General features: G+C 50.0%; 23 protein-coding genes and 1 tRNA gene. 18 read left to right on the forward strand and 6 right to left on the reverse strand.

The genetic code is table 11. The annotated features are described in order from the left end of the window. The first annotated feature begins 17 nt into the window (after positions 1 to 17). The 6 genes from ftsY to PKH29_04555 all read left to right on the forward strand — a co-directional run bounded on the left by ftsY (position 18) and on the right by PKH29_04555 (position 3,724). Positions 18 to 908: a signal recognition particle-docking protein FtsY gene (ftsY, locus tag PKH29_04530; GenBank protein HNX14100.1), complete on the forward strand. Its 891-nt coding sequence runs from the start codon at positions 18 to 20 to the stop codon at positions 906 to 908. Beyond that, positions 905 to 1,486, forward strand: coding sequence for an RdgB/HAM1 family non-canonical purine NTP pyrophosphatase (gene rdgB / locus PKH29_04535; GenBank protein HNX14101.1), 582 nt, complete (start codon positions 905 to 907; stop codon positions 1,484 to 1,486). Before ftsY ends, rdgB begins: the two co-directional genes overlap by 4 nt. Then, positions 1,483 to 1,752 carry a YhbY family RNA-binding protein gene (locus PKH29_04540; GenBank protein ID HNX14102.1) on the forward strand — a complete coding sequence of 90 codons (270 nt, stop codon included), beginning with the start codon at positions 1,483 to 1,485 and terminating at the stop codon, positions 1,750 to 1,752. The genes rdgB and PKH29_04540 overlap by 4 nt, the downstream gene beginning before the upstream one ends. A gap of 1 nt (position 1,753) precedes the next feature. Then, complete coding sequence (gene nadD / locus PKH29_04545) at positions 1,754 to 2,368, forward strand: nicotinate (nicotinamide) nucleotide adenylyltransferase (GenBank protein ID HNX14103.1); 615 nt, start codon at positions 1,754 to 1,756, stop codon at positions 2,366 to 2,368. 110 nt (positions 2,369 to 2,478) lie between these two features. After that, positions 2,479 to 3,045: a hypothetical protein gene (locus tag PKH29_04550; protein HNX14104.1), complete on the forward strand. Its 567-nt coding sequence runs from the start codon at positions 2,479 to 2,481 to the stop codon at positions 3,043 to 3,045. Between the two features lie 88 nt (positions 3,046 to 3,133). Further along, on the forward strand, positions 3,134 to 3,724 hold the full coding sequence (locus tag PKH29_04555; GenBank protein HNX14105.1) for a hypothetical protein: 591 nt from the start codon (positions 3,134 to 3,136) through the stop codon (positions 3,722 to 3,724). A gap of 86 nt (positions 3,725 to 3,810) precedes the next feature. On the opposite strand, the gene PKH29_04560 is transcribed toward PKH29_04555, so the two are convergent. Then, positions 3,811 to 4,380: a phosphate propanoyltransferase gene (locus PKH29_04560; GenBank protein ID HNX14106.1), complete on the reverse strand. Its 570-nt coding sequence runs from the start codon at positions 4,378 to 4,380 to the stop codon at positions 3,811 to 3,813. Positions 4,381 to 4,613: 233 nt separating this feature from the next. On the opposite strand from PKH29_04560, the gene PKH29_04565 reads away from it, so the two are divergent. Next, on the forward strand, positions 4,614 to 6,344 hold the full coding sequence (locus PKH29_04565; protein ID HNX14107.1) for a glycoside hydrolase family 2 TIM barrel-domain containing protein: 1,731 nt from the start codon (positions 4,614 to 4,616) through the stop codon (positions 6,342 to 6,344). Continuing rightward, positions 6,338 to 7,633 carry an EpsG family protein gene (locus PKH29_04570; protein HNX14108.1) on the forward strand — a complete coding sequence of 432 codons (1,296 nt, stop codon included), beginning with the start codon at positions 6,338 to 6,340 and terminating at the stop codon, positions 7,631 to 7,633. The genes PKH29_04565 and PKH29_04570 overlap by 7 nt, the downstream gene beginning before the upstream one ends. A gap of 108 nt (positions 7,634 to 7,741) precedes the next feature. Here PKH29_04570 and PKH29_04575 read toward each other — a convergent pair whose 3' ends face one another. After that, positions 7,742 to 7,915 (reverse strand): hypothetical protein, encoded by a 174-nt coding sequence (locus tag PKH29_04575; protein HNX14109.1) that lies wholly within the window; start codon positions 7,913 to 7,915, stop codon positions 7,742 to 7,744. Positions 7,916 to 8,156: 241 nt separating this feature from the next. On the opposite strand from PKH29_04575, the gene PKH29_04580 reads away from it, so the two are divergent. Then, positions 8,157 to 8,232, forward strand: a tRNA-Ala gene (locus PKH29_04580). Between the two features lie 250 nt (positions 8,233 to 8,482). Here the strand turns inward: PKH29_04580 and PKH29_04585 are convergent. Further along, positions 8,483 to 9,187: a L,D-transpeptidase family protein gene (locus PKH29_04585; GenBank protein HNX14110.1), complete on the reverse strand. Its 705-nt coding sequence runs from the start codon at positions 9,185 to 9,187 to the stop codon at positions 8,483 to 8,485. Between the two features lie 219 nt (positions 9,188 to 9,406). Here PKH29_04585 and PKH29_04590 point away from each other — a divergent pair, with 219 nt between their 5' ends. Beyond that, entirely contained in the window at positions 9,407 to 9,862 is a 456-nt protein-coding gene (locus PKH29_04590) for a hypothetical protein (protein HNX14111.1), read from the forward strand. Between the two features lie 411 nt (positions 9,863 to 10,273). Next, a complete protein-coding gene (locus tag PKH29_04595; protein ID HNX14112.1) occupies positions 10,274 to 11,590 on the forward strand; it encodes an MFS transporter in 1,317 nt (438 codons plus the stop codon). A gap of 61 nt (positions 11,591 to 11,651) precedes the next feature. On the opposite strand, the gene PKH29_04600 is transcribed toward PKH29_04595, so the two are convergent. Together PKH29_04600 and PKH29_04605 are read right to left on the reverse strand one after the other, a co-directional pair. After that, positions 11,652 to 11,861 carry a hypothetical protein gene (locus PKH29_04600; protein HNX14113.1) on the reverse strand — a complete coding sequence of 70 codons (210 nt, stop codon included), beginning with the start codon at positions 11,859 to 11,861 and terminating at the stop codon, positions 11,652 to 11,654. Then, positions 11,842 to 12,624: a DeoR/GlpR family DNA-binding transcription regulator gene (locus PKH29_04605; protein HNX14114.1), complete on the reverse strand. Its 783-nt coding sequence runs from the start codon at positions 12,622 to 12,624 to the stop codon at positions 11,842 to 11,844. Before PKH29_04605 ends, PKH29_04600 begins: the two co-directional genes overlap by 20 nt. Positions 12,625 to 12,872: 248 nt before the next feature. Here PKH29_04605 and PKH29_04610 point away from each other — a divergent pair, with 248 nt between their 5' ends. From PKH29_04610 to PKH29_04630, 5 genes are all read left to right on the forward strand, one after another. After that, a complete protein-coding gene (locus PKH29_04610) occupies positions 12,873 to 13,895 on the forward strand; it encodes a DUF2961 domain-containing protein (GenBank protein ID HNX14115.1) in 1,023 nt (340 codons plus the stop codon). A 30-nt stretch (positions 13,896 to 13,925) separates the two neighbouring features. Then, positions 13,926 to 14,393 carry a flavodoxin gene (locus tag PKH29_04615; protein HNX14116.1) on the forward strand — a complete coding sequence of 156 codons (468 nt, stop codon included), beginning with the start codon at positions 13,926 to 13,928 and terminating at the stop codon, positions 14,391 to 14,393. 98 nt (positions 14,394 to 14,491) lie between these two features. Next, positions 14,492 to 17,773 carry a hypothetical protein gene (locus PKH29_04620; protein HNX14117.1) on the forward strand — a complete coding sequence of 1,094 codons (3,282 nt, stop codon included), beginning with the start codon at positions 14,492 to 14,494 and terminating at the stop codon, positions 17,771 to 17,773. Between the two features lie 72 nt (positions 17,774 to 17,845). Next, positions 17,846 to 18,307 (forward strand): flavodoxin, encoded by a 462-nt coding sequence (locus PKH29_04625; GenBank protein ID HNX14118.1) that lies wholly within the window; start codon positions 17,846 to 17,848, stop codon positions 18,305 to 18,307. Between the two features lie 15 nt (positions 18,308 to 18,322). Further along, entirely contained in the window at positions 18,323 to 18,730 is a 408-nt protein-coding gene (locus PKH29_04630; GenBank protein ID HNX14119.1) for an FMN-binding protein, read from the forward strand. Positions 18,731 to 18,821: 91 nt separating this feature from the next. On the opposite strand, the gene PKH29_04635 is transcribed toward PKH29_04630, so the two are convergent. Continuing rightward, positions 18,822 to 19,487, reverse strand: a complete 666-nt coding sequence (locus tag PKH29_04635; GenBank protein ID HNX14120.1) for a hypothetical protein — start codon at positions 19,485 to 19,487, stop codon at positions 18,822 to 18,824. Between the two features lie 336 nt (positions 19,488 to 19,823). Between PKH29_04635 and PKH29_04640 the strand changes: the two genes are divergently transcribed. After that, complete coding sequence (locus tag PKH29_04640) at positions 19,824 to 20,015, forward strand: phage holin (protein ID HNX14121.1); 192 nt, start codon at positions 19,824 to 19,826, stop codon at positions 20,013 to 20,015. Between the two features lie 17 nt (positions 20,016 to 20,032). Further along, positions 20,033 to 20,347, forward strand: coding sequence for a hypothetical protein (locus tag PKH29_04645; GenBank protein ID HNX14122.1), 315 nt, complete (start codon positions 20,033 to 20,035; stop codon positions 20,345 to 20,347). Positions 20,348 to 20,437 lie beyond the last annotated feature (90 nt).

Genomic DNA, 20,437 nt, shown 5'->3' on the forward strand with positions numbered 1-20,437 from the left:
ATAGAAAGGTATAAATCATGGGACTCTTCTCCAATCTGAAAAAGACGCGCGAGTCGTTCGCGCAGAAGCTTGCGGCAGTCTTCGGCGCAAAAGCTGAGATCAACGACGAGCTTTACGAGGAACTTGAAGACGCGCTGATCACCGCCGACGTGGGTGCGGTCTGCGCCGCCAAAATCACCGATGAGCTCAGCCAAAAGGTACGCAAAGACCGCCTGAAAACGCCCGATGAAGCGAAAACAGCGCTGCGTGAGATCATCGCGGACATGCTCTCGGGCAAAAACGATATGAAGCTGACTACTAAGCCGTCGGTCATCATGGTGATCGGCGTCAACGGCGCGGGCAAGACGACCTCCATCGGCAAAATGGCGGCAAAATATCAGGCGCAGGGCAAAAAGGTCATCGTCGCGGCAGCAGACACTTTCCGCGCTGCGGCCATCGAACAACTCGAAGTATGGACGCAGCGCGCCGGGGTGCAGATCATCAAACAGCAGCAGGGCAGCGACCCTGCGGCGGTTCTTTTCGACGCCATTACGGCGACGACCGCCCGTGAAGCCGATATCTTAATCTGCGATACCGCAGGCCGTCTGCACAATAAAAAAGACCTGATGGACGAACTTGAAAAGATGGGGCGCATCGTAAAGACTCGCCTGCCGAACGCAGACGTCGAAACGCTGCTTGTCCTCGACGGCGTGACCGGCCAAAACGCGGTCAATCAGGCGCGTGAATTTTCCAAAACCAACGAGATTACCGGCATCGTGCTGACCAAACTCGACGGAACCGCAAAGGGCGGAATCGTGATCCCGATCCGCGCCGAACTCGGTCTTCCCGTCAAGTTTATCGGCGTCGGCGAAAAAATCGAGGATCTTCGCGAATTCGACCCCGCCGAGTTCGCCGCAGCGTTGTTATGAGAATATACCTCGCAACCGGAAACCCCGGCAAAGCCCGTGAATTTGCCGATCTGTTCGCCGCATATGATATTGAGATCGCCGTTCCGGAAATTATGCCCGATGTTGACGAAAACGGTGCGACTTTCGCCGAAAACGCCCGAATCAAAGCTCAAGCCCTTTTTGATCTCATCGGTGAAAACGTGATCGCCGACGACAGCGGACTCTGTGTCGACGCGCTCGAGGGCAGACCGGGGATCTATTCCGCCCGTTATGCAAAACCCGGCAAACGGCGTTTAAAAATACTTGAAGAATTGAAAGACGTTCCGCCGGAAAAGCGAACCGCGCGTTTTATCTGCGCCTTGTGCTTCATTGAAAAGAGTGGTAAAATGACAATATGTGAAGGTGCCTGCGAGGGACATATCATCGACCGCTCCCGCGGCACGAACGGTTTCGGCTACGACCCGATATTTCAACCTATTGAATTTGATAAGACTTTTGCCGAATTGAGCCGGGACGAAAAAAACCAAATCAGCCACCGTGCCGCTTCCGTCAGAAAATTAATGGACAAATGCGCCAGAACCGGGGAGGTAATAGGATGAATTCCAAAGAACGCGCGCAGCTGCGGGCTGCGGCAAACACCATCGAGACCATTTTGCAGATCGGCAAGGGCGGCATTGTCGAAAACGTGGTCACGCAGGTCAACGACGCGCTTGAAGCGCGCGAATTGATCAAGGGCTGCGTGCTCGAGACCGGCCCGCTTACGGCAGCGGAGGCGGCATCCGTCCTGGCGGAAAAGACAAACTCCGAGGTCATTCAGGTCATCGGCCGCCGGTTTGTTTTATACCGTAAGAAAAAGGACAAATGAGATGTCGGGAACCGGAATTTTCGGCGGCAGCTTCGACCCGGTTCACGAAGGACACCGCAAACTTGCGCTTGTAGCGGTCAAAGAACTCGGTCTTGACCGTTTAATCGTGCTTCCGGCGGCAAACTCCCCCTTCAAAGTCGGTCAAAAACATGCATCCGATGCAGACCGCCTTGCCATGTGCAAACTGGCTTTTGCCGATCACCCCCAAATCGAAGTCAGCGACCTCGAACTTGTGCGCGGCGGCGTGAGTTATACCTATTTGACTTTAAAAGAGTTCGCGAATCCGGGCAAAAAATTATACTTATTGACCGGTGCCGACGCGTTTTTAACGGTTCAAGATTGGAAATACGCTCCGCTGATCGCGCAGGATGTTTTTTTCGTCGGCGTCTGCAGGAGCGGCGATGAACAGGAAAATTTGAAAAAACATGCCGATTTTCTTCAGGCGCTCGGCTTTTCGGTCCGCTTAATGCCGTTCGAGCCGCTTGTGCTGAGCTCCACCGAAATCCGCGGCCGCTTGAAAAACGGCCTTTCAACCGAAGGACTTCTGCTGCCCTCGGTTCGGGAATATATCTTTACTCACGGTCTTTACGGTATTACTGAAACGCATATTACATAAAACAATCTTTATATGAAAGAACATCCGCTTTCTTTCAGCCCTATCATGATGAAGTTCCGTTTCATTTAATTGGATCATCCGGATAAAACGATGAAAGGATGGCAATTATTATGGCAGCATATTTAAACAATTGTCCCGTCTGCGGAGGGAAAACCCGTCTTGCCGTGACAACAGCCGCCCGAGAGGCGTTTTACTGCGAGTGCCCGGAATGCGATAAATCCACCGACGAATTCCTCACCGAGGAAGAAGCCGTCAATGCCTGGAACAACAGTGCCGCCGCGGATTTAAAAGACACCGATGAACGCATTCTTCTTTCGGTAGTGATGAGACCCGTCAAGACCTGGATTTCCACGTTCGAACGAATCTTCACGCTGCTGCTCGGACCTGTTCTGATCTGTTTTTTATTACTATCTTTTAATTTTAACCTTCCCGTTCTGATGTGGCTGATGTTTTCCATTATTCTGATTCTATGGCTTTGTTCAGGCATTCCGCTTTATATCAGGTTTGCCGGGAAACGGAATCGGTTATTAAAACATATTCCGATTAAAAGCCGCTCCGTCAACCGTCTTGCCGTTGTTCTTGGCTATGTTTCCGCTGTCTTTACCCATGCGGTGCTTTTCATATTCGTATTTTGGCCGATCATTGCTGTTTGCCGACAGCAAAGCATCTTGAAATAATGCTTTGATGCGGGCTTTATTCGGCGATAAAAACATTTTCCCGCCATATTCATCCACATTCTTCCACCTGGAGAGAAAGGAGAATACCATGCCCGTTTACATAAATGAATGCCCCATCTGCGGAGGCAGGGCCGAACTATCCCGTGCCAACGAGGACCGTAACGGGTGCAAAGCGCTTGATGCCTATTTTTGCGAATGCCCGGCCTGCGGTAAATCCACCGACGAATTTTTGACTGAAGAGGAAGCCGTAAATATTTGGAATAACAGTCGATCAACCGATTTAAGAGATACCGGTGAGCGCATTGTCCGCTCGGCAGTTGTAAAACCGCTTTTGGTCTTCCTCCACACGTTTTTACGTGTTTTGCTGCTTTTAGTCGGTCCTGTTCTGCTGTTTTTCCTCGTGTTTTCCGCCAATTACGATATTGCGTGGTGGCTCTGGGTGACATACGGAATCATCTTGCTGATATGGCTCGGCTTCGGCATCCCGGCGTATGTTAAATTCGCCGGACAGCGCAATCGTCTGATTCGGCATATTCCGAAAGAGAAGCGCCCGATGAACCGCCTTGCGATTATGATGGGTGATTTCGCCGCAGTCATTGCGCACCAATTGATATTTTTATATATTCTCATGCCCATTGCCGTCGTCAATCAAAATGTCGGGCATATTCCTTTCAAGTAAAAAACAAAACCCCCGCACCGGGGGGTCGGGAATTGTCAATCTGTGCAAAGTTGAAAGATCCGGGGCCGGGCAATGTACGTAAACTTTTATTTAACGATCTCGCCCCAGACTTCACCGGACGCACCGGCGGCGTTTGCCTCGTCGGTGTCGATATGCATCGCGGCATTGAAGCTGTCGCGGACGCGGATGACGACATCACCGAGAACGAGAGAACGGTCTTTCGTGTCTATTTTGACCGAGACGATCTGTTTGTTCTCCACACCGGCGGCTTTGGCATTTTCTGAGTTCAAATGGATGTGGCGTTTTGCCGCAATCACGCCCTCTTTGAGATCGAGTTCGCCGGCAGGTCCGACCAGTTTACATCCGGGGGTCCCTGCGGTGTCGCCCGATTCGCGCACCGGAGCGGCGATGCCGACGGTTCTGGCGTCGGTCAGCGAGAGCTCTACCTGAGTGGCGGTGCGGCAGGGCCCGAGAATCGTGATGCCCTTGATGGTGTTTTTCGGGCCGACGACGTCAAGGCGCTCCTCACAGGCATATTCGCCCGGTTGGGAGAGGTTTTTCTTTATGGTGAGCTCATGGCCCGTTCCGAACAGGGTCTCAAGCGCTTCTTTGGTGACGTGGATGTGGCGGGCGGAGGTTTCGACGAGGACTTTCATAGTAAAAACGACCTTTCATCGTAAATTCTTTTGTGCCGACATTATATCACATTCCGGCCCAAAGTGCAACGCCAGCCCTTCTCACTTGACATTTTCCGACGGTTTGGATAAAATAAAATCATCTGATCCGGAGGGTAACAGGTTTAAAAATAAAATTTTAACCTTGAGTTTGACCCTTTTGCCAAATCAAAAAGGACCAAACACCCCGGAATGTGCAAAAGGATGGACTAACTATGAAAATCATGCGCACCGAATATCCGAGACCTCAGTTTTGCCGTCCCGCCTGGCGAAATCTCAACGGCGAATGGGATTTTGAGTTCGACTTCGGCGACAGCGGCGAAGCAAGAGGCCTTGCCGAAAAAGAATATTCCCAAAAAATCAACGTGCCTTTCTGCCCCGAGTCCAAACTCTCGGGCATTAAATATACCGATTTCATGAATGCGGTCTGGTACCGCCGAACTTTTAAACTTACGAAGGACGAGCTCTCCGGCCGTATATTGCTGCATTTCGGCGCGGTCGATTACGAGGCCACGGTCTGGCTCAACGGCGAAAAAGTCGGCATGCACAAAGGCGGCTATGTCTCCTTTGCGCTTGAACTGACCAAATTCGCCAAGGAGGGCGAAAACACCCTCGTCGTGCGGGCCAGAGACGACAACCGCCGTACCCGCCAGCCGCGCGGCAAACAGAGCGAACTCTACGCCTCCCATGGCTGCGATTATACCCGGACCACCGGCATCTGGCAGACCGTCTGGCTTGAATTTTTGCCGGACACCTATATGACCGGCGTCCGGGTCTTTACGAATTATAAAAACGGCGCGGTCAGCATTGAAATTTCGATCGACGGCTGCAAAAAAGACCTTTCCGCCCGCGTTACGGCTTCTCTTGAAGGCAAAACCATCGATTTTACCGAACAGCCCTGCACCGGAACCGTCACCCGTCTCGATTTCACGGTAGAAAACCCCAAACTGTGGGCCCCCGGCAGTCCGACGCTCTATGACATCAAATATGAACTGATCCGCGCAGGCAAGGTTATAGACACTGCCGACGGCTATTTCGGCATCCGCACCATCGAGTCCCGCGGCCACGGCTTATATCTCAACGGAAAGCCGTTATTTATGCGCACGGTGCTCGATCAGGGCTTTTGGCCGGACGGCGTTTATACCGCTCCGACCGACGAAGCGCTCAGACGCGACATCGAACTCGCACAAGCCATCGGATTCAACGGCGCGCGGCTGCATCAGCGCGTGTTTGAAGAACGCTGGCTCTATTGGGCCGACAAGATGGGTTATATCGTCTGGGGCGAGCACGCCAACTGGGGCATGGATCACACCTCCAGGGGCATCGGCATCTTCCTGCCCGAATGGCTCGAGATCATGCGCCGTGATTTTTCGCATCCGGCCATCATCGGGTGGTGTCCGTTCAACGAGACCTGGGACCGCAACGGCACCCGGCAGGACGATGATCTTCTGCGCGTTGTCTATCTGGCCACCAAGGCTTATGACCCCACCCGTCCCTGCATCGACACCAGCGGCAACTATCATGTGATCACAGATCTCTATGACATCCACGACTATGACCAAAGAAAAGCGGTCTACGACGAGCGTTACCGCAGCAAAAAATACGACGACCTCTACGAAAATTACACCGATCGTCAAAAAAAGAACGGAACGCCGTTCTGGATCAGCGAATTCGGCGGTGCGCGCTGGGCGCCCGGACGCAATGACGGCTGGGGATACGGCGACGCTCCGAGATCGGACATGGAAGTCGCGGAGCGCTTTGATTTCCTCACCGCCGCAATGCAGTCCAGCCCGGACATCGTCGGGTATTGTTATACTCAGATGACCGACATCGAACAGGAGCAAAACGGCCTGTATGCCTACGACCGGTCCAAAAAGCTCTGTGACGAGGCCTACGAGATCATCCGGAAGGCCAACTTGAGAATCTCGGAGTTTGAAAAATGTTAGTTTACTACATCAATCTGATCCTGATTGTCGGGCTCGGTATCGCACTGACTTATAAAAAGCCGACAAAGCTCAAAAACGGCATCTACCTCACAGCCACCTTCGGATATATGTGGCTGCTCTCCTATTTCCGGTTCGGTATCGGCTTTGACTACGACAGCTATGCCAGCATTTTGGAACTTCAAAAAAAGATGCTCAACAAAGGCGGCAGCATTTTCAATCTCGAAGGCGCCGGACAGGAACCCGGCTATGTGTTGATTGAGAATATCTGCGCCAAACTGAACATCGGTTATATCACGCTGTATGGCATCCTTGCGGCATTCATGCTGCTCTCCGCTGCGGTATTCATCTACCGGTTCTCGAAAAACGTCTGGATCTCGACTTTTATCTACGTGACCCTGACTTTCTTCTACTCAACCCTCAACTATATGCGCCAAAGTATTGCGCTTGCCATGGCCTTCTGGGCATTCGGATTCCTCTATAAAAAGAAGGACTCGGTCAAGGCTTGGATTTTGAACTTCATCCCTTATGCCGCGATCATCGCCGCGGCATCTACGATTCACAAAGCTGTTTTGCTGATGCTGCCAGTCTATTTCATCGTTTATATCCGCCCGAGAAAATGGGTTTTACTCGGCTATGCGGTTCTCTTCGGCCTGATTCACATTTTCTATAATCAATTGCTTGAAATCGGCTACACCTACATCTATCCCCAGTATCGCGGCACTTATTACATGCAGCCGCTCGGCGCGCATTTTCTGATTATTCCGATCCTGTTCTGTGCGCTTGCGTTAGGCCTTCAGGATTTCTTGTACAAAAAAGACCAACACAGCGTGGTGCTGGTCAACCTGGTCACCTACGGCTTCCTGTTTTGGAGCTTTGTCGTCCGCTCCATGCTGCTCGAACGTTTCTCGTCATTCCTTTATTTCGCCGTGATCCTGCTTGCGGCTGAACTGTACACCGATTTCGCGCCCGCGTCCGGTGAGCTTGAGACCTGCAAAGGCGAACTTAAAGCCTTGCGCGATACAAGCGCGGCTAAAAATAAACTCAAACAAGCCACGCAAAAACTCGAAGAGCTCAAACTGACGCGCGTGCTCTCGCTATCCGGATTGGTCATTGTGCTTACCGCGGTGTTTGTCTATCACCAATTCGGCACGACCGACGGCAAAACGGGCTTCCATGGCGTCTTCCCGTATAAATCCAATGTCAAGTGGATCGAACAACTTAACGGACAGCTTGATAAAGACCCTGTTTGGTGGGAGGACTGGGAAAAGAAACACTATAATCCGAAGTGACTCTTGCGCGTTAATGGCACCGTAACACACGAATCTTACAATATAAATAAAACGGGGGGCTCGTTTAAAAACGTCTCCCCGTTTTGATTTGTAAATTCCTCTTATACTTTACAATCCCTTAAAAATGTTTCCCAAAAACAATACTCCGTAACCGGCGACGACGAACCAAAAACTGTAATCAGACACGAAATCGATATGTACAAATTTCGAAACGATGCCAAGTCCGGCTAATACAAAGGCGATAAAAAACGTAAACCCTTTCGGCGCGCGCAGTTTCATCATCAAAAAACCTCCTGTTCAATTACTCAAATTGTACCATTTTCGCCACTATCTGTAAACCCCGCTTTGCAGTTCTTTTCAAAAAAAGCACTTCCGAAAACTGTTGACAAAACCGCCGAAGTATTGTAGAATATGTTGCGCGCGCAAACAGCGCATCGCATCACCTATTCACTCTTCACTGTTACTTATTACTTTAAATATTGGGCCTGTATGCTCGAAACTGAGCTGCAGTCCCATGACACATGGGCCTGTAGCTCAGTTGGAAGAGCGTTCGGTTCGCATCCGAGAGGTCGTGGGTTCGAATCCCTTCAGGTCCACCATGAAAAAAACACGTTTCGGCGTGTTTTTTTTCAATGAAGCGTTCCGTTTTGAACAATGAACATGCCGCGCGCAACGAGCGCGGGGCAATAAAGTGTGTCTGCGGACACATTAGGGCAGGAACTCTTCGCTTCATTTTTTGCGAAGCAAAATACTTCACTTCCCGACTCAGGCGAAATACTTCATTTCGACGAAGTCGATACTTCATTTATTTTTATGTTACGCACGAAATATTATTTTAAGGCAAAAGCGTCAGCCGGTTTTAATCCGGTTCTGCTCGATGATTTTTTCAAATGTCTTTTTTCCGATAATCCCGTCGTCATTCAAGCGATAAGTTCTTTGAAAACTTTTTACGGCCCGTTCCATACCTTCGCCGAAAATACCGTCAATCAGACCCGTATAGAAGCCCAGGTTCTTCAGCATGATTTGTGTGTTATAGATATCGCTGCCGGTCATGCTTTTTCCCATTTTACGAAAGGGCAGCGAGTCCTGTTTAATTTCGACGCCGGTACCGATCGTGACGAGATTTTTAACTTCGATCGCGTCTTTATCTTTCATACGAATGCAGCCGTGTGAGGCGTTCCGCTTCCCGACCAGCCAGGGCTCTTTTGTCCCGTGGATGCCGTATACACCCCATGGGACGTCCAGACCGATCCAACTGCCCCCGAATCCTTTTCCCCAGTCGGATATTTCATTGACACGCCACATGCCGACCGGGGACGGCGTTTTCTCGGCGCCTCCGGAAACGGGATACGTCTTGAAAACAGTCCCGTCTACATAAACGGTCATAATCAGAGCGTCAAGATCGACATAGAGCGTACAGCTGCTTTCGGGAATAATGGTTTTTGTTGCGTCGGTGTAAACCACAAAGCTGCCGGTTATCAATATAGATAGTAAAGATAAAATTGCAGTGACAATCAGGCATAAAGCGATAAATTTTCTAATTTTAATATTCATATTGATTAACAGTCCAAAAAATACTGAGATTCTTTAGATTATATGCGATTTTTGCCGAAATATGCGAAAAAAGACATAATACATGATAGACCTGAAACAGGAACTTGTCCCCTGTTTTCAATTTTGTGAGTTTACGCAAAGTATCATTTCAATCGACATTTCCCATTATTTATGCTAAAATAGCAACAATATAGTCCGATTCTTTTTAGAGGTATTTTTATGAACACACCCGAACAAATCAGCAAGAAATCAAATATCATCGTTGCGATTTTAATCGTTGTGCTTCTCATTATGACCGCCGGTTTTGTGATCTGGCTGCTGGCGGGCAGCAAGGCAAAGCCCGCTTATGCATTCCAAGGCAATGTCATGACCATCTCAGGCCAGTTCGGAACCGACATTTCTCTTTCCGGCGCAGGCGTCACGCAGGAGACCACCCGGCTTCCCGAGCCCGAATCCAAGACAAACGGTGCCGGAATCGGCAATATCTATAAAGGCCGATTCAAGCTGAACGGCGAAAGCGTTTATCTGAACATCATGGACAAAACCGCCGCAAGTTATATTCTGATCACCGCCGCCGACGGTTCAAAGTATTATATCAACTGCGAAACCGTTATTGAAACTTCTGCGCTCTGTCAGGAAATCTTGGCACACACAACGGGCACAATGATCGATTAAAACAGTAATAGGGAAATTCAATGAAATACGCCTTATCTCTGATGTCCACGGGAATTATCCCGCCATTTCCGCCGTGCTGGCGGACGCCGAAAAGTTCATGCCCTGATTCTCGAATGCCATAACTAAAAACGCAGAACCCGCAACGATATTGTTCTTGCCCAAAGTCAGGGATTGGTTCAGTTTTATTTCAGTGACGAGTTTGTGACTTTTATCTGTTGAACGGTTGACAAGGCCTTCTGTCTATTGTAGAATCAAGTCGGGTTTAGTCGGATTTCTTCAGACCGAATAATTGATTGGAAGGAGTCGATTGCTCAATACGAATCGGCTTCTTTTGTTTTAATGATGGCATAAAAAACCGCATAACCCAATATGATGGAATGTCCCAATAAATCATGCCGATTGGAGAAACTTATGCAAAAGGCAGTTGAAACAACCGAAAAAAGAGCCCGGCGCTCCTGGTATTTTTATGATTTCGGCAATTCGGCTTATGCGTCCGTTGTTTTGCTGGCGGTCTATTCCGCATTTTTCAAAAATGTCGTCGTAGGCGGCGCCGAGGGGACACGCCTGTGGGGCGTTGCGGTCGGAGCCGCAGCCATCCTCGTGGCGATTATCTCACCGATTTTAGGTACCATCGCGGATTTCACCAAATCGAAAAAAAAGTTTTTACTGATATTCACCGTCCTTTCCGTCGTGTTCACGGCTATGCTGTTCTTTGTCAGAAAAGGCGACGTATTCACAGGCATGCTCTTTTTCATCCTGGCCGAGATCGGCTACCGCGCGGCTCAGGTGTTTTATGATTCGCTGCTCACCGACGTATCGACACCCGAATCGATCGGGTCCGTCTCGGGCAAGGGCTGGGCAATCGGTATGGTCGGCGGCATCGTCGCGCTGCTCATCGTGCTGCTGCCGATTCAATTGGTCGGCAAAGAAAATCAAAATCAAATCATCCCCTATACGTTTCTAATCACCGCCGTCATTTATCTGGTATCTTCGATCCCATCTTTCCTGTGGGTCGTGGAAAAGCACGATTCGGAACCGATACCGGCCGGCAAAAATGCGATTTCGCTGGCATTTCATAAATTGGCACAAACTTTCCGCTCTGTCAAACAGTATAAAGAGTTCATCAAATACACGGTCGCCTTTTTAATCTACAATGACGGGATTATGATGCTGATGGATTTTGCCGCGATCATCGGCGCGACCCTTTTCGGCATGCAGCAGATACAACTCATCCTCTTCGTCATTCTGATCCAGTTCTCCGGCACATTCGGCGCTTTACTGTTCGGCCGTATTTCGGATAAAAAGAGCAGCAAAGAGGCGATTATCATCCCTCTTTTGATTTTGATCGCCGCAGTTACAGGCCTGTTCTTTGTCAAGAGCATGATTTTGTTTTTTGTCATCGGTTTTATCGCGGGATTTTCGCTTTCAGGCGTTCAGGCGGTCAGCCGTACGATGGTGAGCCAGCTCTCGCCGTCTTCGAAATCCGCCGAGTTCTACGGATTCCTCTCGGTTGCCGGCCGAACATCGACTTTTGTCGGCCCGCTCGTTTTCGGAACCATCTCGTTCCGCGCTCACAACTGGTATACCAATCACGGGTTTGAAAACACGCTCGCCGAACAATACGGGCTGCTTTGGGCCATCGGCTCGATCATCCTCTTTCTCGTGGTCGGCTTGCTGTTTTTATTGCTCGTGAAACGCGTCTCAGCGAAAGATCCGATCAAGTTCTGATTTAACTGCGTAAAGATATTAACGAAAGTTAACTAAGAGGGCCGCTGCCGCGGCCCTCTTTTCATACCTCGAACGGATTCAATCCCAGCGCCCTGCAAATCTTGATCACCGTGTCGAACGACATTCCGGTAATGCTTTTGGCAAGTCCGGTCATGATCGAGCTGTACGGCACATCAACCCCAAGAGCAAACTGACGGATGCTCTTATATCGGTCTAAAATCGCATTGCGCAGGCACTGTTCGCGCTCTGTATCACTCAGCCGGTTTTTCAAGCGCGATCACCTCGACGCCGGATTCCCCGATCTTTGCAAGTTCGTCTTCAATACCTTCCCAATCGGAAATCAGCATGTCGAATTTGTCAACGGGGCAGACCTGAATAAAGGCGATGCGCCCCACTTTCTGCCCCGGCATCAGCAAAATCCGCTTGCGGCTGTTGGCGACCACGGCACGCTGGAAAGTTGCGGTCTCTTCGGTGTCATTGGAGAGCCCGAACTGCGCGGTGACTCCCGCACCGGTGATAAAGCAAAGATCGAAATGAAGCTTTTTGATGAATTCCGCCGCCATGCTGTCAACCATCGACGCGCTTCGGCGCATCTTTCCGCCCGCAAGCCAGACCTCGACATTTTCCCATGCCCGCAGACGGTTTGCGAGATCGACCGAGTTGATTACCAGCGTATATTTGATGTCGCGCGGCAGATGGCGCAGCATTAAATACCCGAGCGACCCGCTGGTCAGATAAACCACATCGTTTTCATGCACTTCCTGCGCCGCTCTTTTTGCGATGGCGTCGGCGGTTTCCCAGATCGGCATCGTATCGTAATTTCGGTTGCACGGCGGTATCATGCGCGTCTGCGTCGGCGTGATCGCCCCGCCCCGTGTGCGTTTGCAAAGCCCGTTTTCGTCGAGCAGCCGCAGATCGCGCCGCGCCGACTCCCCGGAGACATTGTACTTTTCCACGATCTCATAGATCGTGATCTTCCCGTTTTTGCGGATTAACTCGGCAATCTCCCGCTGCCGTTCTTCCATGAATACCATAACTTCTTAACCCCTTATCGTGTATTTGCCGGCGCTGACATCTTAAATATACCTCGCGTTTGGCCATATGTCAACATATTCGGTAATCGGATTTCCGTTTATTTATGTTCAAATATGTTGCATTAATTACCGTTATAATGTAAACCTGCATTCTTTTTCCTTGACAATTCGGCTTGTTGGTCTATAATAGACACCAGTGACCCAGCCCACAAAATTTGATATGATAAATCGTTATAAAGGGGAATTTTATGTTTTCAAAGCTGACACAGCCCTGCGACTTCACCGCCAAACGCGAGGGCAGCTGGGACCGCACCGGCGGCAACCTCGACCTTCGCAGCATCGCCCCCGGCGAAACGCTGGTTATGGCCGATTTGGAAGGTCCCGGCAAAATCGTTCACTGGTGGTGCACGGTCGCGGGTGAAGCCGTCGAAATGTTCAACCGCATGCTTGTACTGCGTTTTTATTGGGACGACGAGGAAACCCCGAGCGTCGAGGCCCCGTTAGGCGACTTTTTCGGCTCCGGTCACGGCATTCAGGCCGACTGCATCTCGCTGCCGATCACCTCAGTGCACGGCGGCACCGGCCGCAATTGCTGGTTTGAAATGCCGTTTCAAAAGCATGCCAAACTAACGATTACCAACGAGGCCGACAAGGAAATCCGCTCGTTTTATTGGAATATCGACTGGCAGAAATACGACTCTCTGCCCGCCGATACGATGTACTTCCACGCCCGCTACCGTCAGGAATACCCGACCGCTTTCGGCAAGGACTACACCATTCTCGAAGCCACGGGCAAAGGCCACTATGTCGGTGTGACGCTGAACATCGAAAAAGCGCTCATCCCCGGTTGGTTCGGCGAAGGCGACGAAAAAATCTACATCGACGGCGAGGAACACCCCTCCATCTGGGGCACCGGTACCGAGGACTACTTTTTAACCGCGTGGAGCCCGCACGTATACCATACGGCCTTTGCCGGCTTCAGCATTTCGCAGGGCATCAACCACCCCGGCGACAAGACCACGGCCTACCGTTTCCATGTCCTCGACCCGATCCCGTTCCAAAAGAGCATCCGCGTCAACATCGAGCACGCTTGGACGGTCGAGAACAAGGAGTTCGCCGACCATTATTCAAGCGTGGCTTATTGGTATCAGGCAGAGCCGCACCATACTGAGGAAGCATTCCCGGGACCGATTGAACGCCGCGCCAAGTGGCCCGAGAACGTGACATACGACGATTTCTGGAAAAACGGAGATCCCACCAAGGGCTTTTAACAGCCCGCAACCCTCAAAGGAGGAAATGGTATGAACATCGGCATTTTTGTCTACTCCCAAACCGGGAACACGCTCTCGGTGGCACAAAAACTCGAGGGCACCCTGCGTTCCATCGGTCATATGGTGGCTATTAAGAATGTGAAAGCCGTTGACGATCATCCCAGTTCCGACGCATCCCGTAAAGTCGAAACACCGCCCGACATCTCAAACTTTGACACCGTGATTTTCGCCGCCCCCGTACAGGCGTTTTCACTCGCTCGCCCCATGAAGGTATTTTTGGCGCAGATTGCATCGCTGTCCGGCAAGAAAGTGTACGGTTTTGTCACACAGGGCCTCAAAAAGCCGTGGCTCGGCGGCAATCGTGCGATTCGTGAGATCACCGCCGCCTGTAATTTGAAAGGCGCAGAGCTGCTTGCAAGCGGTATCATCTGTTGGAATTCCGACACGCGTGAAAGCCAAATCAATGAGCTCACCAAAAGGTTCACCGAAATCCAATAACCGCAAGGTGAACGGTACCGTTTCCCGTGCTTCACCTGTGACATCATTCCGATAAAAACCGCTTTAGAAAACAAGATATCACCGAGGATTTTGATTTGATGAAACTCGCTTTTATCGGCAGCCCCGAACGCTATCGGGGTAAATTCGGCGAATACCGAAAATGGTCATTGTGGGATTCTTACGGCTACACCCTGCTGTTCAGCCCCGAAATCTTGCATTGTTTCCGCACATTGCCCGAATTGCTTAACAGCACCGCGATCGGCAGCGTCGAATTCGGTAAATATGATTTAATAGTTCTTCCCGAATGCAAAGACAGCTCTCCCACGGAGGGCCATCTTTGCAAGTCAAAGGCCCAAAAAGCAATTGTCGTTCAGCCGTCCGAAAAGATGCTGTATGATCGGTGCAATATTGATTCTGTAAAAAAAGTCCCCTCTTTAAAAGAGACCTGGCACATGCCGGAAAAGGATTATCTCTACCCCTCCGGCCTTGAATTTCAAATTCTCGTTCCGAAAAACGCCGAGGTTCTTTCGTTGATCGGCGAAAATCCGGATTGTTTTTTATGCGGTAATACCGGCGTTTTCACCACCGATTTTTTCAAGGCGATTACCGCGCATATCCACGAGCCGATCTTGCCCCGCCTGCTCTCCGACGCCTCGAAACTGCTCTGTAAAACCGTTTTATCGCTCGCCGGTATCACGCCCACTCCGTGTTCAACAGAAGATGAGGACTTGCACCGGGACTTTCACGCAGCGGGCTATGCGTTGCAAATCATGCGCGAGCTCTGCGGGGACAACGATTTCCTGCCCACATTCGAGCATCACTTGATTGCCGCCTCCGATGCCTTTGTTTCGTCGCAATTCGATCTCTGCCAATCCCGTCTGAAAGACGCTTTCACGGTCTTAGCCGACTACCGCAAACGGATTATTTCCAAGGACATCTTTTTCATCGACACCATCCATGCAGGCAGCATGTTGTCCGACTCGGGCTATTTTGAATTTGACTGGCCCCAAAAGACCGCTGAATTTCTGTCCAATATGACAAGTTGGGTCGAGCGCCGCAATTTTAAGTTCTGCGTCGATTTCGGCGCGGGCGCGATGGAGCACTTTTTCAAGCGCTACCCGAAACTCAAAGCCCGCATGGCAAAGGCCGCGCAGGCCGGTTTGATCGAATTCGTCAACGGCACCTACTCTCAGCCCTACCCGCTTCTCTATTCCAACGAATCCATGCTGCGGCAGTTTGAATTCGGAAAAACCGAGGTCAAATCGCTTTTCGGTGTGGAAGTCAAAACCTATGCCTCACAGGAATTCGGTTTTACTTCTTCCCTACCCGCTTTGTTGAATCTCGCGGGTTATCATGCCAATGTGGGGCGCGTTTATAACCAAGGCGATGTCCCGCGCGATGACAAAAAGCTAATCAATTGGCGCGGAAAAGACGGTGAAGAAATCCCCACGCTTCCGGCGCATTCCTACCCCTCCGAAAAAGAGTACGACTTCACCTATGCCAATCTGCATATCAAATTGCAGGAGGCCGAAAAACACGCGCCCGACATCGTGGTGTCCACTTCTCTCGGCGATGCGTCTTATTATCGCCCATTCCGTGAAGAACTCACCCGCATACAGTTTTACGCCCCGGTCTTCGGTGAGATCTGCACTTTTGCCGACTACTTCAAACGCTGCCAACCCGAAAGCACTTATGATATCAAGGCCGACGATCTGAAGTTCGACGGATACTTTTTAAATCTCGACAACTGGGAATCGCTGCACGCGAAACATGCGGGCGGCGCCAACCGGCACGGCTGTCTCGTTCAACAGGCCGAATTTTCTTTGCTTGCGCTTGAACAAGCCGATGCCACACTGTTCGCTCTGACCGGAACCCCGTCCGGATCGGTAAATTGGAAACCCCTTTTGCAGTACGAAGGCCATGACAATTATGTCGTCCCCTACGAGACCGTCGGCGAATTCATGCGCGATCAGGGCAATTTGATTCACTACTGCGGCCCTGCCAACCAAATCTCTTTGCGCGAACGTTCCGAAAGCAAACTTCTCTCCTCACTCGAGTCCGCCGAAAGAGCGCTTGATTCCCGGCTTGATCAATTATGCAATCTGTTATCTGGTGACCCGGATACTGATCTCGTTTTTAATCCCGCCCCCGCCCGAACAATACTGGTTGAGGTGAAAGAAAAAGGAGAATTTGCTTATCTCGACGGCGTACCGATCCCGTCTCAGCCCACCGAATCCGGCACGTTGCTCGAACTCAATCTGCCCGCAAACGGCTTCCGCTTGTTCAAACAAATCCGTCGTCCTGAACAGCGTATCGTCTTTGACACGCGTAGCGAAGAATCCGGGTCGGAGGTAATCTGTCATCCTGAGCATGAAGATTTTTTCGAAAGAAAAATTCCTCCGGGGAACGTGTGCAAGACGTTTCCTTGCGAAGGATCTCGGCTTGATGATTGGCCCATTAATAACGATTTCTTCACCTTGAAAATCAACACGAGTACCGGTATCCTTGAAGTCCTCGACCCGTCCGGTCAGCCGATTGTAAAGATCGGTCTCTCTTATAAGGATTACTTTATGCGAACCGACCATGTGGAGCTTTCCGAAAGCGGCGCTCTGCGTCAGACCGTCTCGGTCAGCGGCAAACTGATAAAAAGCGGCCATACTGCCGCCGCATTCACTACCGATATCGAACTCACTGCTCATTCGGGTATTTTGCGGTTCAAAACAACTTTGGAACTCAATGAAACCCTGCACGGCGACGCCTGGGAAAATTCGATCAAAGCCGCTTTTTCGTTTGCTTCACCCGTCCGATCGGTTTTGCGCAACTGCTCCGGCATTGTCGAAGAGACCAAACTCGAAAAATTCGGCAGCTTGTATTTTACCGCTGTCCGAACCGAACGCGGAATGGTCAACCTCTATAATCACGGAAATAAACTCTATCGCTTCCGCAATCAGACGCTCGAAAATGTGCTGTTGACAGAGCGCGAGCCGATGCGCACGTTTGAATACGCCCTTGAACTCAATGCCCCTGCTACCGCCGCACAGGCGCTTAAAGCCGTTTCGCCTTGTTTTATTAAAAAAGCGAATCCTTCCGTTCAAAATAAACCGGTTCAACCCGCCGAGGTCTTTTCGCTGTTCACCCACGACGCCGAAAACGTGTTGGTCACGGGCATGCGCGAACAAAACGGCCAAATCGAAGTCACCTATCAGGAGGTAGCGGGCAAAGAGACCACCGTCACAGTCCGCTCCCCGCTCCCGATCAAACGCGCCTATTTCACCGACCTCTCGGGAAACATTATCGAAGAACTTCCCTTAAAATCAGGCGGAGTCACACTCAAACTGAACCCTTGCGCTTTGAAAATCGTACGGTTTTTGTTCTCATAATATTATACTTGACATACAATGAATTCTGTTTTACAGTGATACCATCAAGTACAGGAAGGCGGCAGTTTATATATGAATATCGGTTTGATTGTCTATTCCGAGACCGGAAACACCCTTTCGGTCGCGCAGAAACTCGAGCAGGCGCTCAAATCCGCCGGGCATACGGTGGCTTTGGAAAAAATCGAGGCTGACAAAGATCCCAAGACCGGCATGGTTTCCCGGCTCAGATCAGCGCCTGCCGTCGATGTCTACGACGCTGTCGTCTTTGCGTCTCCCGTACAGGCATTTTCGCTCGCAAAAGGCATGTCTGCCTACTTGGCTCAGATATCATCCCTTTCGGGTAAAAAGGCCGCCTGTTTTATCACAAAACAACTCAAAGCCAATTGGATGGGCGGTACCAAAGCAATCCGCCAGATAACGGCCGCCTGCAAAGAAAAAGGGGCGGACGTTACATTGAATGGTATCATATGCTGGTCGAGCGAAAACCGGGAGGCTCAGATCGATGAGGTTGTCCGCCGTTTGAGCGCAATCTGACAGAGGGGTAAGCTCATGCGGAAAACAATTAAGGTTTTACTCATCATTCTGATCATTGTTGTTGTGTTAGTCGCCGCAGGGGTGATTTTTATGTCATCTGTTTCAAAAAAGCTCAATGCGCTTACCCAAACTCAGATTTCGGACATCGATTTATCTGCTGTTGCGGACGGAACATATGAAGGCGAATATAACGCTTTCCCTATTTCGGCTGAGGTTTCGGTTACCGTCAAGAACCACATAATCACAAACATAGACTTGATCAAACACATCAACGGTCAGGGCGGCGCTGCGGAAGCGATTCCGGGGAAAGTCATACAAGCCCAGTCGCTTCAAGTCGACGCGATTACCGGCGCGACCTGCAGCAGCAAAGTCATTTTGCTTGCGATTCGGGATGCGCTGACAAGATCTCCTTCAGCCGGGTAATATTTTTATAACGAAAAGATACGGCCAAACGCTTTTGCGTTGGCCGTATTTTATGATTAACAGCATCGTGGGTTTCCCTTTGGTTTCTTAATTATTGCATTTCTTTAAACAATGCTAAAAATTCGCCTTCCGTGGTCTCATCAAATATTGTCAAGTTGAGTTGAACGAATATTTCGCCGGTATCTCCTTCAAGACAGCGGTAATATTCGATAAATCTCGCATTATCAATTCCGGCAAGAGTATAGGCAAACCGTTCATAGGTCAGTCCGCCGATCTCAACTGCTGTGATATCTTCCGGAATGGCCTTCAAACGAATAGCTCCGAAATTCACGGGGCTTTTCAACTGCCGTGCACTCAGCTGTGCCTGATCCAATGCGGTTGCGGAGGATGCAACAACGTCGTAAAACCTGATGTATAACTTCGAATCATCGGTTTTACTGATGAAGGCATCGACGTAATCCGAATATCTCCCAAGATCTTTATATATATCCGGACTGTAATTGAAACTCTCGATGATGTCAGCGTCACTCTTGATTTGCCAGTCGCCGGGCACGACAAGAGAAATACCGGTCTCTCGGTTGGCATATGTACGCCCGTTCCAAACGCCTCGTCCCGGTATTCCGGATACAGGCTTCCAAATAAACAAAGTGACCGCGAGTGCCGTTATAATCACGATCGCCGCGATTATAAAAAAGAGATTAAAATTCCTGCCCGTCTTCGAAAGTTTAAAATTCGATCCCGGGAAAAATATTGCCATTCTAATACCGGCCCTTTCATTACCATACAGTTATTTTTAATGCGGCAGTATTGAAAATTCCTTCCGCTTCTCTCTGAGAAGGGTATTTAGCATGAATTTTACCCTGACCGGAATATTTTGTCAACCCTGCTTTGCCAAGCACATCTGCTTTTCGAATCGGATATTATAGAGCGGGTCCGTCCGTGCAATCATAAAACGCTGCCGGCATATATACGATTGCATGGGCCTCTCATTGCAAAATATAAAAAGGAAAAATTGTTGATATTTTAATAAATCAAGTGATTTTTAAGAGAAAAGCCCAAAAAATTATTAGATCCGAGAAAGGATGGTTATAAAATGAAACAGAACAGGTTGAAATCTCCGGTTTTTTGGTCGAGCTTGGCCTCGCAGGTACTCACCATTCTCGTCCTCACGGGGGTCATCGGCTCAGCGTGGAGCGCTCCCATCACCGGTATCATTACAGCAGTGCTCCAGATCCTCACCATTTTCGGCTTGCTAAACAATCCGACCGACAGTGAAAACTTCTGACCGGAGGAAAAATCGCCGTGGAGATTATCATTGCCATTCTCGGCAGCGGCGCGCTTTCGGCTTTGATCAGCGGATTATTCGGCATCATCCATGACCGCAGAGCGAAAAAAGACGGCGTCCGCGCGGGTGTCCGCCAACTCTTATATGATAAAATCAAATGCCTCGGAAGAAAATATATTAACGACGACCAAGTCACTTCCGATGATCTCGAAGACCTGATTGATATGCACAAGATTTATCATGATGAACTCAACGGAAACGGGTATCTCGACCATGTCATGGAGGAAGTCAAAAAGCTGAAAATCGCCCCTGTTGAAAAAATCAAACCTTAAATCGTTATTATATCGAAAGCTGCCCCACTAATGATGTGTAAGATTACAATTGATGTGTTACAAAGTAAGGGAAGGAAAAAGGTAGCGAAC

The sequence above is a fragment of the Oscillospiraceae bacterium genome, from assembly GCA_035353335.1.
Lineage (GTDB): Bacteria > Bacillota > Clostridia > Oscillospirales > JAKOTC01 > DAOPZJ01.